Annotated in this window: 13 protein-coding genes and 1 tRNA gene; 9 read left to right on the plus strand and 5 right to left on the minus strand. The window is 32.3% G+C overall.

Annotation, left to right across the window (positions count from 1 at the left end):
* The coding region (locus LDL23_RS08500; protein ID WP_291265314.1) for a tetratricopeptide repeat protein at nucleotides 1–1396 on the minus strand (1396 nt) is incomplete at its 3' end.
* Nucleotides 1397–1599: 203 nt separating this feature from the next.
* Here LDL23_RS08500 and LDL23_RS08505 point away from each other — a divergent pair.
* Entirely contained in the window at nucleotides 1600–2973 is a 1374-nt protein-coding gene (locus tag LDL23_RS08505) for a hypothetical protein (protein ID WP_291265315.1), read from the plus strand.
* A 50-nt stretch (nucleotides 2974–3023) separates the two neighbouring features.
* On the opposite strand, the gene LDL23_RS08510 is transcribed toward LDL23_RS08505, so the two are convergent.
* Both LDL23_RS08510 and LDL23_RS08515 read right to left on the minus strand, forming a co-directional pair.
* Nucleotides 3024–5060, minus strand: coding sequence for a M48 family metallopeptidase (locus LDL23_RS08510; RefSeq protein WP_291265316.1), 2037 nt, complete (start codon nucleotides 5058–5060; stop codon nucleotides 3024–3026).
* A gap of 104 nt (nucleotides 5061–5164) precedes the next feature.
* Nucleotides 5165–5716, minus strand: coding sequence for a DUF6642 family protein (locus LDL23_RS08515; RefSeq protein ID WP_291265317.1), 552 nt, complete (start codon nucleotides 5714–5716; stop codon nucleotides 5165–5167).
* Nucleotides 5717–6297: 581 nt separating this feature from the next.
* On the opposite strand from LDL23_RS08515, the gene LDL23_RS08520 reads away from it, so the two are divergent.
* The 8 genes from LDL23_RS08520 to LDL23_RS08555 all read left to right on the plus strand — a co-directional run bounded on the left by LDL23_RS08520 (nucleotide 6298) and on the right by LDL23_RS08555 (nucleotide 14996).
* Nucleotides 6298–6382 (plus strand) — tRNA-Ser (locus tag LDL23_RS08520).
* A 251-nt stretch (nucleotides 6383–6633) separates the two neighbouring features.
* A complete protein-coding gene (locus LDL23_RS08525; RefSeq protein ID WP_291265318.1) occupies nucleotides 6634–7881 on the plus strand; it encodes a site-specific integrase in 1248 nt (415 codons plus the stop codon).
* Between the two features lie 60 nt (nucleotides 7882–7941).
* Nucleotides 7942–8319 (plus strand): hypothetical protein, encoded by a 378-nt coding sequence (locus tag LDL23_RS08530; protein ID WP_262319435.1) that lies wholly within the window; start codon nucleotides 7942–7944, stop codon nucleotides 8317–8319.
* Between the two features lie 182 nt (nucleotides 8320–8501).
* Nucleotides 8502–9374 carry a DUF3347 domain-containing protein gene (locus tag LDL23_RS08535; protein ID WP_291265319.1) on the plus strand — a complete coding sequence of 291 codons (873 nt, stop codon included), beginning with the start codon at nucleotides 8502–8504 and terminating at the stop codon, nucleotides 9372–9374.
* A gap of 41 nt (nucleotides 9375–9415) precedes the next feature.
* Complete coding sequence (locus LDL23_RS08540; RefSeq protein ID WP_291265320.1) at nucleotides 9416–9934, plus strand: AraC family transcriptional regulator; 519 nt, start codon at nucleotides 9416–9418, stop codon at nucleotides 9932–9934.
* A gap of 80 nt (nucleotides 9935–10014) precedes the next feature.
* Nucleotides 10015–12435 (plus strand): copper-translocating P-type ATPase, encoded by a 2421-nt coding sequence (locus tag LDL23_RS08545; RefSeq protein ID WP_291265321.1) that lies wholly within the window; start codon nucleotides 10015–10017, stop codon nucleotides 12433–12435.
* 12 nt (nucleotides 12436–12447) lie between these two features.
* Nucleotides 12448–12669: a cation transporter gene (locus tag LDL23_RS08550; protein WP_026726490.1), complete on the plus strand. Its 222-nt coding sequence runs from the start codon at nucleotides 12448–12450 to the stop codon at nucleotides 12667–12669.
* 62 nt (nucleotides 12670–12731) lie between these two features.
* The gene (locus LDL23_RS08555) at nucleotides 12732–14996 is read left to right on the plus strand and encodes a multicopper oxidase domain-containing protein (RefSeq protein WP_291265322.1); all 2265 of its coding nucleotides are present in this window, start codon (nucleotides 12732–12734) and stop codon (nucleotides 14994–14996) included.
* A 447-nt stretch (nucleotides 14997–15443) separates the two neighbouring features.
* On the opposite strand, the gene LDL23_RS08560 is transcribed toward LDL23_RS08555, so the two are convergent.
* On the minus strand, nucleotides 15444–16112 hold the full coding sequence (locus LDL23_RS08560; protein ID WP_291265323.1) for an HIRAN domain-containing protein: 669 nt from the start codon (nucleotides 16110–16112) through the stop codon (nucleotides 15444–15446).
* A 1-nt stretch (nucleotide 16113) separates the two neighbouring features.
* A partial coding sequence (locus tag LDL23_RS08565; RefSeq protein ID WP_291265324.1) for a hypothetical protein occupies nucleotides 16114–16514 on the minus strand: 401 nt, incomplete at its 5' end.

Raw genomic sequence — 16514 nt, forward strand, 5'->3', positions numbered from 1 at the left:
CGCGATATAGTGTAATTTTAACTTCGTCTTTTAATTGAATATCTTGTAATGCCGCAGTATTTAAAATCACATTTATTTTATCAGCGCTATACGAATGAATCATGTGCTTTAATTGCTCTACAAAGGCTTCTCCTATATTAATTTGCTTGTTTTCATTGGAAATGTTACGAGCTCTTTGGTAAATAGTATCTAAATTTTCTAACAACGTTTCTTTGTTTAGCTCGTTTTCTAAATTCTGAGTTTCAGCAAAAGCAATGGTATTGTGAACATCGTTAGCTAATTCGTCATGTAAGCGTTTTGCTATTTTAGTTTCCGTATTATATTGGGTTTCTAGAACTTTTCTTTTGTTTCTATGAATCGTTAATCGGTACAACAATACGAATACAGCAAAACTTAAAATCAGTAAAGCTATGCTACCATACATTCGTAACTGATACGTTTGCTTTTGAGCTTCTGCTTTTTCTGTATCGTATTTAATTTTTGCAAATTGATTTTTGGCTTGTTGGCGGGCTTTTTGTAAACTATCGTTAATATGAATATACGTTTCGTGATACTGATTCTTTAAATTGTTGTTTGAAGTTGACGTAAAAAGTAAGTTTAATGCTTCCAATCGATCATCGGGAATAAAGGCTTTGGTGGCCGATTGATAGGCTTTCTCTGCCCATTTTGTAGTGGTTTCTAAATCATTCTCTTTTTGATAATATTCTGCTAAATGCATGTAAGAAGATACTACTTGCGAATCGTCGTTGTTGGCTTCTCGGATTGCTTTTGCTTTTTCGAGATAGGTTAAGGAAGATGTGTCATTTAAATAGAATAGTGCAATTCCTTTGTTGTCTAAAATGCGAGCATAATCAAGAGGTGATTCTTGTAATTCTTTTTTGTTTTCTATCTCAGATAAGAGACGAACCGCTTTTTGATACTCTTTTTGTTTGATAAACGAATACGCTATATTGTTTTTATCGATGTAAACCGTAAGTGAATCATCAGTGATTTGAATTGATTTTTCAAACATTTTATGAGCCTCTTCGTAATTAGCAAGATGCAAGTAATTTAATCCTATAGACGTGTAGGTGTTGGTTTGATAGGAAATCGGAATAGTTTGGTCAAATAACTTAATGGCTTGTGTTGTTGTGGCTTCGCTTCCAATATAATCACACTCTAAGTTTTCTATGTGTGCCATTCTGAGCAAATTAAAGACTGCTCTTTTCGTGTTTTTTTGTTCGGAATTGTATAAGTAGGATTGGTTATAATAGTAGTAGGCTTTTCTATATTCTTTATTTGTGAATAGTTGTTCTGCATGTTCTAAATTGGCATCTAATGGTGGATTTTCTTCTTGGTTTTTGCAAGAGGAAACCAGAAATAAGAAAGCTAGAAAACCAATTTTGAATAGATACATTTTGGTTGAATTATATCGTTCGAAAATAAGCAATTTCTTATAGTTTTAAAAGTTTTTAGGATTTAAGTTGGGTTAGAACTTTTATTTTTTTGTTGTTTACGGAAATACGTACGGATTTCATTTTGTAATCTTTTAATTTTAAAAATGTTACGTACTAATTGTCCTTTATTAACGTTCTCCTATTAACCTAATCTTGTTTTATTATGAAAAACCAACATTTTTTACTCTTTGTAGTGTTCTCATTGAGTTTGTTCTCTTGTAAAGAAAAAGAAGAAACAGCTAAACCTCAAGCTGTAGCTGTAGAACAATTAGTTCCGCCAATTCCTTCTGCGGATATTGTTGCAGATGAATATCATATTTTACCCACGAAGGATACGGTGATTTATCACAAATCGGGTTCCGTTATTTCGATTCCTAAAAATGCTTTTTTAGATGAAAAGGGAAATGTTATTACAACTCCTGTTGATTTAAAATTTAGGATGTTTTCTAATCCATTAGAGGTTTATCTTGCGGGAATTCCAATGACATTTTCAACTACTAATGGAGAAGAAATGGTGTTTGAATCGGCTGGAATGTTTGAAATGAATGCTTCCAACAATGGTAAAGCTGTAAATGTGAATCCAGAAAATAAAATTCAAGTGGATGTTGTTAGTTATTCTAATGATACTAAATTCAATCGTTATGATTTTGATTCGGAAAGCAATACATGGAAGGAATTAGGTAAAGATGTGGTTAAAACAATTACAAAAGAAAAGGAATTGGAGCAATTACCTGAAGCTCCTGAAGCTCCTCGTATTGCTGGTAAGTTTTCGTTTAAAGTTTTTGACAAGTTAAATGAAAATGACAAATTAAAAGAATATAAAGATGTATGGTTTGAGCCTGTTGAAGGAAAGAAATGTGGTTTTGATTCTAAAGATATTTTAGTTAAAGATTTAAAGAATGGTACTTATGAAGTAACCTTTGTTCCATGGGGTAAATTACCCGATACTATTAAAACAACATGTATTTGTTATTTAAGTTTTAAAGATAAAGCGCAGTATTCAAAAGCATTAAATGACTACAGAAAAAAATACGCTGGTTTGTTGTCTAGAATTCAAGCCTTAAGAAAAACGATTGATGACGCTTGGTCTAATTACAATACAAAACGAATAGCGTATAATGCCTTTTTTGCTAGAAAAGAAATAGAAGAGCTAAAGGGTTCCAGTAAAATAATGAGGACTTTACAAGTGAATCAGTTTGGATTAGTGAATTTAGATTGGCCACATGTTTATCCAAAGGGAGCTAAAGTAGTAGCTTCTTTTGTTGATGAAAATGGAAAACCAATAGTATTGAAGCAAGTTGTTTTGGTAGAACTTGGAGTAAATGCTTTGTATCGATATACGAAAACGGTTCATTTTAATCCAGAAAGTCAAAATATTTTGTGGGGAATGACGGAAGATGGAAAGCTAGCGTATTTTACCGCATCAGATTTTAAGAATCTGGAAGCCCGTTCAGGAAATGTGGTTTTTAAAATGCGAGTTCATCCGACCGAATTAAAAACCTATGACGACATTATGAATGTTTTGTTTAGGAGTTAAGTAGAATAAAAAAACTTCCCCAAATTAAGGATGATTTGGGGAAGCTATTTTTACGATAATAATTGTAATTTAAAGTCAAGCCACTCTTTTTTGTGTAGAAAGAAAATACGTTGATTAAGAAATTGAAAAGTGTTAATCATTTTGAACAATTCCTGTAATTGGTCATTTTTATATTCTTTACCAACAAAATACCCCAATTGTTTATTATTGAAGTCATTGATCTCTTTTGATAGCTCAGAATTTAATTCGTTTTTATAAATTGGTAATTCTATAAGATTTTTGAGTTCTTCTTTTAATTTATTTTCAAGAGGGCGGAAGGATTCAAAAAGATCTCTAATGATTTCAAAAGGTGTCTCTTTATTGATGAATTCTAAAGCGTTTGATATTTTATTATTCAGTTCAAAATTTTCATCAAATTTTTTATCAAAATCCAAGTACTTTTTGCTAGCGGATTCAAATTCGTAAGTTTTATTCTTCTGCGCTGCTAAGGTGTGAAAATAATTATAAATTATTTGATCGTGAATCATTAGCTTTTCTTCCAGATTTTTGATTTCGGTTTCTATTTTTTTGATAACATTATCTGCATCACTTTTATTGTATTTTATACCTTCATAATCGAAAGTATTGATATCATAATGACCAAGTTTAATATTTTCTAATATCATAACATCTTGTTGAGCTGTAGCTAATTCAGATGGAATGGTAACTATTTCATCATTATATAAATTCTCAAAAGGAACAGTTGAGGTTTCAACTTTTTCTATTGTAAACTTGGTAGGACTGTATTGGTTATAATATCCTTTGAAAATGCTATTAAAGCTTTCTCTTTCATAGTCTGTTTCAAATTCTTTAGTAAAGTTTTCAAAGTTGATTTTTATATTTTCGGTAGGGTAAGTTACTCTGCTGAATAATTTTTGTGTTAGTTTTTTCTCTGTTTCTTCTGCGTTATTAAATATAGTACTTGCAGGCTCCATATTAGAATTAGACTTTACAATTCCAATTTTTTCTAATGCAGCAATTCGTTCTTCAGTTTCAGGATGTGACGCCCATTGGTTTTTAATTACCAATTTAGAAGTATTGAAAGAATTAGTGTTTTCTTGTTTTACTTCGGGAAGTTTGTTTGTAATTGGAATGCCTTGTTTTTTAGCATAGAAGTTCATGATAAAGGCATGTTCTTTGAAAATATTTTCACTTATCCAACCTTCATTATACTTGTTTTCATAAAATTGTAGCACACTATTATAGCTCTTATCAGCCAAATCCATTCTTAATAATGAAGTTTTTAAAGGCATATATCCTGTTACATTTGCAGCTACTTCATCAGCATGAAATTCCATTTCTCTAGAAAGCGCCATATAGCTTTTATTTACTATGCTATACATTTTTTGAAGAATCCATTGAATACCTTGTATTATTTTAACTGCTGCTGCCACAAAGATGGAGAAATAGCCACTTACATTAGCCCATTTCTGAATTAAGTTTCGATAGGAATCATTGTCATATAACATGTTGTATATGATTTGATTTACATTGTAAACAAAGCTTCCTACTTTCATTGTTCTTTGTGAAAAATGTCCAAACTCATGAGCTAAAATTGCTTTTAATTCATCGTGAGTGACGCTATTGACCAATCCCATTCCTATGTGAAGATTCTTTCTTATTGGTAAGAACATACTCCAAAAACTAGAATCATAAAAGACACTCGCATTTACTTCTGTTGAAAGAAATACTTTTTTTGGAAAATTAGTTTTTGTTTTCGCTACAATTTCATCAATAAAGGCAAATAGTTTAGGTTCTTCAGAACGTTTGACTTCCGTAAAATTGGACAAATCAGTTTTATTTCTTTTGAATAGGAATTTCAATAAAAATATAATTATCATGACTCCTAAACTCGCTAAACCAATTCCTAATGCCAAAGTGAAGAACATAGGTTTTGCTACAATAAGGGCTATACCACCTCCAATGCAGGCAATTGTTATTAAAAATCCAATAAGTATTAAAAGGATATAAACTATTATAAATAGCCCAATGGCAAAAATGGCTCTACTAGTTTGTTTTTTAAATTCAGGTGAAATTTGAATGTCCATAATTTTTGTAAATAGAATTACAAATATGGAATTTATTTTGGAAAATATACTGAATAGAAATGAAAATTCTCACAAAATATTTTAATTGATTGGAATTAAATTTTCTAGTAATATAATGTAAACCCCATTCCTTTTGCTAAGGTATAATGCTTCTCGAATAATTCTTCTACAATATTGGTAACATCATCATATTCTTGGCATAAGGCGAAGAATGGATTGTCGATAATGGTGCTAAGGATAGGAGCAGGGTTACGATAGCCTGAAATGGAGATAGCTCCCGTGACATCTAAGAAATATTGAGCGGTTTCGGAATCTAAGTCTAGTTGTAGGGTATTGGCAAAATGGATGCGTTTGTTGGTGAGTTTGCCTTCGAAGAACTCTGCTATTTCTTCTAGGCTGTATAAATAATTATCGATTATAATGTTGTTATCTCTTCCTTGGAATACCAAATAAATGATTTCGTAATCTCTGAAGTTTCGGTCTTCGTAAAGCAATGTGCCTAGACTTTCTTCTAATCCTTCAATGCTGTCGCAGGTTTGGTACACGTTGGTGATGTTGTATTGCAGCGCTAGTTTTTCTAGTGAAGGTAATATGATGCTAGATGTTTGAGAAGTGACATCAGGAACGCTTTCTAGGCAGAATAGTTTGGATTGCATTGTTTTTTCTTTTTACAAAAATAAGTGTTTTTTTGAATGTTGAATGCTGATTAACGAATGTTGAATTTTGATTTTATTTAAACACATAGGCAGATAGTTTTTTTGAGTGGATTGTGTATAGAGGCGTTTCACTTGGTATAGTTCACATAAGACTACACGACTAGGTTGTCATACTGGTAAGCATCTCTTGAATGTTGAATGCTGATTAACGAATGTTGAATTTTGATTTTATTTAAACACATAGACACATAGTTTTTTTGAGTGGATTGTGTATAGAGGCGTTTCACTTGGTATAGTTCACTTAAGACTACATGACTGGTTTGTTATGCTGGTGAGCATCTCTTGAACTATGATGAGGATGAGAAAAAATGGTACAACTGATTACTTTGACTTTGTTCTTGCTCTTGTTCTTGATTTTTTCTAAAAAATTTATTTTTATTTATTTGTTGACATTCAAATGGTTGGGAAAGGGGTGAGGAAGAAAGTGTATTTTTTTTACTTTTTTCTTTTGAAAACGTTTGCAGAAATAAAAAATCGTTCTATATTTGCACTCGCAATACGGAAGTAGTGCGCGACTTATTGGAGAAATGGCAGAGTGGTCGAATGCGGCAGTCTTGAAAACTGTTGACTGTAACAGGTCCGGGGGTTCGAATCCCTCTTTCTCCGCGAGAGAATTCTCAAAATGAACTAAAACCCTTTAAATCCTAGCATTTAAAGGGTTTTTTCTTTTTACCATTTAGCCAATTTATTCATTTTTTTGCAAATAATCGGTGCACTTTTGGTGCACCTGGGTATAGTCAAAAAAAAGTGCACCGATTTTTTTCTTAACCCTTGTAAAATAAGGTGTTCAAAGATTAAACATCTTGACCTATATTGACAAATTAAGTACATTAATTATCAATTTAAAGGTTACCATTATGACAACAAAAATTTCCGTCCTTTTCTATTTAAGAAAATCTAAGGTCAATTCTCAAGGGCTAATGCCAATTTATCAACGTATCACAATCGAAAGAGAACGCTTCGATATTAGTACCGGTCATTTCGTAGAAGAAATGAAATGGGGCACCGAAATGGGCAAAATGAAGGGCAATTCAGAAGAAGCCCGTACAATAAATAGCCGACTTGATTTGCTGAAAAACAAAGTCTATGAAATCGAAAAGCGATTATTCATGGGTGAAATTAAAATCAACCTTGAAAACTTCAAAAACGAATATTTGGGTAAGAAGGCTAGAGACCGTTATTTAATGCCGATATTCGAAGAACACAACCGAAAAATTAAAGAATTGGTTGGGCAAGAATATGCAGCAGGAACATTAGAGCGTTATGAAACTTCATTAAAGCACACGAGAAACTTCTTGTTATGGAAATACAACATTTCAGATATTAGTATCGAAAAGATTGACTATTCATTTATAACCGAGTATGAGTTCTATTTACGTAGTGTCCGAAAATGTGCAAATAACACAGCGGTAAAATACATTAAAAACTTCCACAAGATTATAAACATTTGCCTGGCCAATGGTTGGTTAACTAAGGATCCATTTGCAAATTACAAATCGAAAGTCAAAGAGGTAATTCGCGAATACTTGACTGAGAAAGAAATTCAAGATTTGATGGAAATAGAATTGGTATCGGATCGTTTAGAATTGGTTCGAGATATTTTCATATTCAGCTGCTTTACGGGATTAGCTTATATTGATGTCAAACAACTTTCGAAGGACAACATTGTTCTGGGTATCGATGGCGATAAATGGATAAACAAGAACCGACAAAAAACCGATACGAGTTCTAGAATTCCGATATTACCGACGGCCCAATTCATTATTGATAAATACGCCAATCATCCAGTTTGTGTAAATGAAGATAAATTACTTCCGATATTTTCTAATCAAAAAATGAATGCGTATCTAAAAGAAATTGCAACGGTTTGCGGAATCAATAAAGAACTAACATTCCATATTGCCCGACACACTTTTGCAACTACCGTGACATTGAGTAACGGAGTTCCAATTGAAACCGTAAGTAAAATGTTAGGACATACTAATCTAAAAACAACGCAGCATTACGCTAAGATTTTAGACAAGAAAATTAGTGAGGATATGAAAATACTTAAAGATAAATTTTCAATCAATGTAAATCGACGTAGTTGCCAAAACTCTATTTAACAATATTTTATACAAACAACAATTCATTTTTTATACATTTGTGATGTTTTAAAATTAAAAATGAAAAAATATCACATAATATTAATAGTTTTACTAGGCATGTTTTTAATGCCTAGTACGGCTATGGCTTGTGGTAACTCTAATTCAAAACATTCTTGTGAAAAAGAAGTTTCATCTAAAAAAACTGAAAAGAAATGTTATTGTAGTAATGACAGTTCTGAAAGCAAAGATGAAAATGGATGTAAAGGTGATTGTGGTCATGCAAATTGTGGTTGTTCTATGACTTGTCCTTCTTCTTCAATCATTTTTATACCAGAAATTACTTTTAAAATTAACTTTATTCAATATTCTTCAATAGAGAAAGTTAAGTTTTCATACACGGCACCATCAATCTCAGATGGTTTTCATTCTATTTGGCTAATACCTAAAATAGGCTAAATTCTTTTTTTGACAGCCATTAGTGTGTCAAATTTATAGCATTTTGCTATCAGATTAATCATCAGTTTACTTTCCGTTTTTATTTTTAATTATTTCAAGCAGATAGACTTGTAAACTGTTATTCATTATTTTTTTATCAACTTATCAAAGGAATTCACTTTGATTACTAATACATTATTAAAATGAAAAATTCATTTAAAAATATAATGCTAGCAACTTTTATATTGCTTAGTATTGCTGTCAATGCACAAATTAAAAATGCAAAAACAGAAACAGTTAAGATTTATGGAAACTGTGGAATGTGCGAAACCAAAATCGAAAATGCAGGAAATATCAAAAAAGTAGCTAAAGTAGATTGGGATCAAGATTCGAAGATGGCCACTTTAACTTATGATACTACTAAAACTAATCCAGACGAAATACTAAAAAGAATAGCATTAGCAGGATATGATAGTGATAAGTTTCTTGCACCAGATGATGTCTATGACAATCTTCATGGATGTTGTCAATATGACAGAGTTGCTAAAGTTCCAGTTAAAGAAGAAATCAAAGTGGAAGAAACTACTGAAATCCATAATAATCATGTAAACCACAATGAAACTTCAAAGATGGTACTTCAAGAAGTTAACCAACTTAAAGTTGTTTTTGATAACTATTTTGTGGTAAAAGATGCTATGATTTCTTCTGATGGTAACACAACTTCAATTGCTTCAAAGGAATTACTAACTGCAATAAATAATGTTAAAATGGACAAATTGGATATGGATGTTCATAGGGTTTGGATGAAAGTTGTAAATCAAATTAAAAAAGATACTGAACTGATTTCAAATACGAAAGACATTAAGATACAACGTAATCATTTTACAACACTGTCAAAAGACATTTATTCATTAATAAAAGTAGCTAAGTATGAGGTGCCAGTTTATTTTCAACATTGCCCTATGTACAATGATGGTAAAGGTGCAAATTGGTTAAGTAAAGAAAATGAAGTTAAAAACCCATACTATGGCAACAGAATGCTAACTTGTGGAAAAACAGTTGAAACCATTAAATAATGATTTTGCATATTAAAAATATGGTGTGCGACCGATGCAAAATGGTCGTTAAAAATGAAATAGAAAATTTAGGATATTCACTAGTAAAAGTTGAATTAGGAGAAGTTGAACTGAATCAAAAGATTACAGATATTCAAAAAAAGGATATTAAATTAAATCTTGAGAAGTTTGGTTTTGAATTAATAGACGATAAAAAAAGTAGAGTTATTGAAAAAATTAAAGCATTACTAATCGATCTGATTCAAAACAAAAATGCAGATTTAAACCAAAATTTATCCTCTTACATAGCCGATAATCTAAATCATGATTACAGTAAACTCAGCAATCTATTCTCCGAAGTGGAAGGAATTAGCATTGAAAAATATTACATCAACTTAAAAGTTGAAAAAGCAAAAGAGTTAATTATGTATGATGAATTGAGCTTAAGCGAAATTGCAGACCTCCTAAACTACAGTAGTGTAGCACATTTGAGTAATCAATTCAAGAAAATAACAGGATTTACACCAACACATTTCAAACAAATAAAAGAAGTAAAACGAGTTCAAATTGATAAAATTTAGAATGATGTAAATCATAGCCATAATTATACAATTCATACCCGGTTTTTCAGTAGAACTTTGTACAAGTAAATTAGTAAAAGATGAAAACAGTAAAAACACAACCATATGCAATCCCACTCGAAAATGTGGAAAGCGAACATTGCGCTATGATTGTTAATAAAGGATTGCAGTCTATAGAGGGAATTACACAGCATAAAGTGGAAATAAACAACAAACAGGCTATCATTGAAACCGAAAAACCTGAAATAGCCATACCTAATGCCGTGAAAACCATTCGTGATTTGGGCTATGATGTTGCAACAACCACACAAATAATTCCAGTTTTGCAAATGACTTGTGCTTCTTGTGCTGTGAGTGTAGAAAGTATAATTAAGTTCTTACCTGGTGTGGTGAACGCTTCAGTAAATTATGCTTCAGCAGAAGTTAAAGTAGAATACATTCCTAGTTTAGTTACACTAAACCAAATGCAAGTAGCGGTACAAAGTATTGGCTATGATTTATTTATCAATCAAGATAATAGTCAATACGAAACTTTAGAGGATATCCATCTTAGAAAACAGAAACAACTAAAAGCAAAAACACTTGGAGCCATCATTTTATCGGTTCCATTAGTGGCAATTGGTATGTTTTTTATGGATATTCCGTATGCTAATTATATTATGTGGATATTGGCAACACCAGTCGTGCTTTTCTATGGAAAAGATTTCTACATAAATGCCTGGAAACAGTTAAAACATCGTTCGGCTAATATGGACACACTAGTAGCATTGAGTACAGGTGTAGCCTATATTTTTAGCGTATTTAATACGCTTTTTCCAGACTATTGGCATTCTAAAGGATTACACGCTCATGTTTATTTTGAATCTGCAGCAGTGGTAATTGCTTTTATTTTATTAGGTAAATTACTGGAAGAAAATGCTAAAGGAAATACTTCTTCAGCCATTAAAAAGTTAATTGGCTTACAACCCAAAACGGTAAACATTGTAGATGCCAATGGGAACCAAATGGAATTACCAATAGAACAAGTCGAAGTTGGAATGACCATCATAGTAAAACCTGGAGAGAAAGTAGCAGTAGATGGAATTGTTTCTCAAGGAAGTTCTTTTGTAGATGAAAGTATGTTGAGTGGCGAACCCGTTCCAGTGAGAAAAGAGACAAATGACAAAGTGTTTTCGGGAACTATTAATCAAAAAGGAAGTTTTCAATTCAAAGCGGAAAAAGTAGGAGCCGATACCATGCTTTCTCATATAATTAAAATGGTGCAAGAAGCACAAGGAAGTAAAGCTCCTGTTCAAAAATTGGTAGATAAAATAGCGAGTGTTTTTGTTCCAATTGTCATCGGCATCGCCTTACTATCGCTTATTGCTTGGATAATTTGGGGGGGTGAAAACGGATTCACTCAAGGATTGTTAGCTTTAGTGACAGTTTTAGTAATTGCATGTCCGTGTGCTTTAGGTTTAGCCACACCAACAGCCATCATGGTAGGTGTAGGAAAAGGAGCAGAGGAAGGAATTCTAATCAAAGATGCGGAGAGCTTGGAATTAGCTAAAAAAATCAATGCCATTATTTTAGATAAAACAGGTACAATCACCAAAGGTAAACCCACAGTAACCGATGTAATTTGGGCAGAAGGAAATGATAGTTCTAAACAAATTTTGATCGCTATCGAAAAACAATCAGAACACCCGTTGGCAGAAGCAGTTGTAAGTTTTTATAAAGATGAAAATTCAGTAAATGTAAATCACATTGAAAGCATTACTGGAAAAGGGGTGAAAGCCCACTATAACGGAGAATATTATTTTGTAGGAAATAAAAAATTACTTTTCGAAAATGGTATAAATATTTCTGAAAAACTAGACCATGAGGCTTCAAAGTGGCTATTAGAGGCTAAAACCGTGATTTGGTTTGCCGATTCTAAAAATGCGTTATCCGTTTTAGCCATTGCCGACGAAATCAAAGAAACCTCCATAGAAGCCATTCAAGAACTTCAAAAAATGAATATTGAAGTGTATATGCTAACAGGTGATAATGCAAATACAGCCAAAGCCGTTGCTGAAAAAGTAGGAATTACCAATTTCAAAGGAGAAGTTTTACCAAAAGACAAAGCCGATTTTGTAAAAGAGCTACAAGCAAAAGGCAAAATAGTAGCTATGGTGGGTGATGGTATCAACGATAGTACCGCTTTAGCACAAGCTAATGTAAGTATCGCGATGGGAAAAGGAAGTGACATAGCTATTGATGTAGCCAAAATGACCATTATCTCATCTGATCTTTCTAAAATTCCATTGGCAATAAAGATTTCAGCAAAAACCGTGAATACCATTAAACAAAACCTTTTTTGGGCTTTCATTTATAATATTATTGGAATTCCACTTGCAGCTGGAATTTTATATCCAATAAATGGGTTTTTATTAAATCCAATGATTGCTGGAGCTGCTATGGCATTAAGTAGTGTAAGTGTGGTAGCGAATAGTTTACGATTAAAATATTTTAAAAATTAAAACAACATCAAAATGAAAAATAACACATTAAAATTCAAAACAAATATCAATTGTATGGGGTGTGTAGCCAAAGTAACACCAGAATTAGACCAAGTAGCCGCAATTGAAAATTGGGAAGTTGATATTCACAACAAAGAAAAAATACTAACCGTTGAAGCTTCATCAGAAAAAGAACAGGAAATCATGCAAGCGGTGGAAAAAGCAGGTTTTAAAATCGAAAAAATCAATTCATAAGTCTTTAGTGCTACTTGAAACAAAGTAAGGTGGCATTTTTATTAATCTTTGAAAATATAAAGATGAAAAAACAAAAAAGTGTTTCAAGAATAGTGGGAACTATGCTACTTATGTTAGTTGCGATACCCAACTCATTCGCTCAAAAAATAGTACGATACGATTTATACGTTCGCGATACAATTGTCAACTATTCTGGAACTGAAAAAAGAGCTATTGCGGTGAACGGTCAAATTCCAATGCCAACCTTAACTTTTACAGAAGGCGATATTGCCGAAATTTACGTACATAACGAATTAAATGAAACTACTTCGTTGCATTGGCACGGATTATTTTTACCTAACAAAGAAGATGGAGTACCGAATTTAACCCAAATGCCCATTCAACCTGGCACAACGCATAAATATACATTTCCCATCATCCAAAACGGAACGCATTGGTATCATTCACACTCAGGATTACAAGAACAAATCGGAATGTATGGTATGTTCATTATGAATAAAAAAGAAAACGATCCTACTTTTAGAAAAGGTATCGATGATTTACCAACTGTTCCTTTAATTTTAAGCGAATGGACCGATTTAAAACCCGAAAACGTTCACCGAATGTTGCACAACGCTTCCGATTGGTTTGCCATCAAAAAAGGTTCCACACAAAGTTATAGTGAAGCCATTAAACAAGGGCATTTTAAAACAAAACTAGGCAACGAGTGGAAACGAATGAATGCCATGGATGTAAGCGATGTCTATTACGAAAAGTTTCTAATCAACGGAAAAAATGAAAGCCAATTAACACAGTTTAAAGGAGGCGATAAAGTCCGACTTCGTATTGCTAATGGAGGTGCTTCCTCTTATTTTTGGTTGACCTATGCAGGTGGAAAAATTACGGTTGTAGCTAGTGATGGTAATGATGTAGAACCTGTTGAAGTAGATCGATTACTAATTGCTGTTTCTGAAACCTATGATGTCATAGTCACAATTCCAGCCAATAATACGTCATATGAATTTTTAGCTACTGCCGAAGATAGAACAAAATCCGCATCCCTTTACATTGGAAACGGTATCAAACAATTGATTTCACCCTTGCCAAAATTAAAATATTTTGAAGGGATGAAGATGATGAATGACATGATGAAAATGAATGGAGAGTTGGATGATATGGGAATGAGCATGTCGTTAAATCAAATGGATATGAACGTAGTTATGTATCCCGAAATTACTGGAGAAGCTGATAACAAAAAGAAAGAACAAACACTAAAGGCAGCAAGCCATCAAGAACATTCAAAACATAATAAGTATGACGCTAATGCATTGGCGAACATCACCACATTGAATTACGCCATGCTTAAAGCTACTGAAAAAACAACATTGCCAAAAGACGCTCCAGTTAAAGAACTTCGTTTTGAACTTACTGGAAACATGAACCGTTATGTGTGGAGTTTAGATAATAAAGTAATTTCAGAAACCGATAAAATCTTAATTAAGAAAGGCGAAAATGTTAGAATTACGCTCTACAACGGTTCCATGATGCGCCATCCGATGCATTTACACGGACACGATTTCAGAATCATTAACGGACAAGACGATTACGCACCTTTAAAAAACGTAATGGATTTAATGCCAATGGAAACCAATGTAATAGAATTCAATGCTAATGTTGAGGGCGATTGGTTTTTTCATTGTCACATATTGTATCACATGATGGCAGGCATGGGTAGAATTTTTACGTATGAAAATCAAGAACCCAATCCATTAATTCCTAATCCAAAATTAGCCCAACGCAAATTGTACGCAGATGACAGAGCTTTTCATATCATGGCAGAAAACGATTTTGCTACTAATGGAAACGATGGTATGGCAATGATTCAAAATACACGATGGAGTTTAGGTGCAGAATGGCGTTTAGGATACAATGACATGCACGGTTATGAAGCAGAATTTCATTTAGGAAGATATATTGGAAAAATGCAATGGTTAATGCCCTTTATCGGTTTTGATTGGCGTTACCGAGATATGGAAGGTGAGATAGAAAAAAACATTTTCGGACAAAAAAACACCAAAGACCATAGAGCTGTTTTAAGTGCTGGATTTGCCTATACCTTACCCATGTTAGTTCAGTTTCAAGCAGAGGTGTTTCAAGATGGAAATCTAAGATTACAATTAATGCGAGAAGATATCCCTGTTTCCAAACGATTACGAATGGGCTTCATGGTCAATACTGATACTGAATACATGCTAGAAGCACGATACATTCTAAAACGAAATCTAAGCCTAAGAACTCATTATGATAGCGATATGGGATTCGGATTCGGGTTGAATTTAAATTATTGATTTTAAAATTAGTATATGAAATACAGCATTACGCTAAGATTTTAGACAAGAAAATTAGTGAGGATATGCAAATATTGAAAGCTAAGTTCAACTTTCGAACAAACAAAAAAGCAAGTTCTGAATAGTACTTGCTTTTTTATCTAATGTTTAGACAATTAAGAAATACATTTTAATTTTTGTTTCTCTTTCTAAATCCATTACTACCTTCATACATCTTACCTCTAAAGTAAAGACCAACTAACCAAGCAATAAATAAGCCTATTAATTCCCACCATTTCATACTATTTAATTTAAAATCTAGGTTAAATTAGGGAACTTAATTTTTTTCAAGTATGCATTTTTGGAATTTAATTATGCAAAAAGAAATGAGATAGTATATGGTAATTGTTTGTTGTTGTAAAACACAAAAAGATGCCTAAGCATCTTTTTGTATCAATTTTATTAAAGTTATATGACTCTTACTGAAAAATATATTTGTTTCATTTTTCCGTTTTTCTCGAGATTCGTTACCTTTATGTCAATTTCTTGATTTTTGACTTTGTGAAAGAATAAATTATGACCTCTTTTAACATAACCTATAAATTCAGAATTTTTGAAAATCTTTACAGCTGATTTATCAGCTTGATTTTCTGGCTCAAGTTCAAATCTTAATTTATCACCTATGTTTACACAATCTGTGGCTAATTTTAAATGAGATAGGGCTGCTATGTTTGAAACAAAATTAACTCCTATACCATTGTGTTTTTTTGGATATTCAGCAAGAAATTCAAAAGTATCAGTAGCTAGTTCGCCTTGTGTGAATCCTAATTCATCAAACCAATCTAAACCTTCAATGTTAGCGTTCCAAAAAGACAAATAATTATTTCTATCAGCTCTAGTTTTTGGCATCAATCTTAAAGATAAAGCCGTTTTTAGATTGGTACGATACTCTTTCTCAAAGTCAGGAAACTCGGGATAGTTATAAAATCCTTTATTTCTTGCTTTCATGACTTCATCAGCTTGATATTTAAATACAATATCGTCCCCTGATGAATTTTCTCTTGAAAAGACACCTACTAAAAATCGACCATCTCCTTTGCCTGGTCTCCAACTTAAATAGATTTTTTTTAATATCATATTACAAGAATTCCTGTAAAAGTCTTTTTGTTCTGATTGTTATTAATTTACTTATTAGTTCCTTTCTTTTTGGGGAGAGGAAATATTTCTCATCTGCAAAGATAATACCATTATCGATGTTTAATACAATATCGTTAATTATATTTTCGTTAAAATTCTCATTAACTTTTTTTATAGAATTAAGTACGACATCAGGATAGATTTTTGCTATATGTTTTAGTAATTCTATATGTGGCATTGCAGCACCAAACCATTTTAGATGCGATACAGCTTTCTCTCCAAATAAATACTTTTCTAATTTATAATCATCATTGGAAAAAACGGTCAAATTGACCACCACTTTCCAGTCTAAATTGACCATCGATTTCGGTGCAAACTGACCACCCAATTCCAGTCCAAATT

This window comes from Flavobacterium sp. (assembly GCF_020217025.1).
GTDB lineage: Bacteria > Bacteroidota > Bacteroidia > Flavobacteriales > Flavobacteriaceae > Flavobacterium.

What these genes read in the sequence shown, in the direction of transcription:
- LDL23_RS08505 (WP_291265315.1), top strand. Translation starts at nt 1,600, where the DNA reads ATGAAAAACCAACATTTTTTACTCTTTGTAGTGTTCTCATTGAGTTTG.
- LDL23_RS08510 (WP_291265316.1), bottom strand. Translation starts at nt 5,060, where the DNA reads ATGGACATTCAAATTTCACCTGAATTTAAAAAACAAACTAGTAGAGCC.
- LDL23_RS08515 (WP_291265317.1), bottom strand. Translation starts at nt 5,716, where the DNA reads ATGCAATCCAAACTATTCTGCCTAGAAAGCGTTCCTGATGTCACTTCT.
- LDL23_RS08525 (WP_291265318.1), top strand. Translation starts at nt 6,634, where the DNA reads ATGACAACAAAAATTTCCGTCCTTTTCTATTTAAGAAAATCTAAGGTC.
- LDL23_RS08530 (WP_262319435.1), top strand. Translation starts at nt 7,942, where the DNA reads ATGAAAAAATATCACATAATATTAATAGTTTTACTAGGCATGTTTTTA.
- LDL23_RS08535 (WP_291265319.1), top strand. Translation starts at nt 8,502, where the DNA reads ATGAAAAATTCATTTAAAAATATAATGCTAGCAACTTTTATATTGCTT.
- LDL23_RS08540 (WP_291265320.1), top strand. Translation starts at nt 9,416, where the DNA reads ATGGTCGTTAAAAATGAAATAGAAAATTTAGGATATTCACTAGTAAAA.
- LDL23_RS08545 (WP_291265321.1), top strand. Translation starts at nt 10,015, where the DNA reads ATGAAAACAGTAAAAACACAACCATATGCAATCCCACTCGAAAATGTG.
- LDL23_RS08550 (WP_026726490.1), top strand. Translation starts at nt 12,448, where the DNA reads ATGAAAAATAACACATTAAAATTCAAAACAAATATCAATTGTATGGGG.
- LDL23_RS08555 (WP_291265322.1), top strand. Translation starts at nt 12,732, where the DNA reads ATGAAAAAACAAAAAAGTGTTTCAAGAATAGTGGGAACTATGCTACTT.
- LDL23_RS08560 (WP_291265323.1), bottom strand. Translation starts at nt 16,112, where the DNA reads ATGATATTAAAAAAAATCTATTTAAGTTGGAGACCAGGCAAAGGAGAT.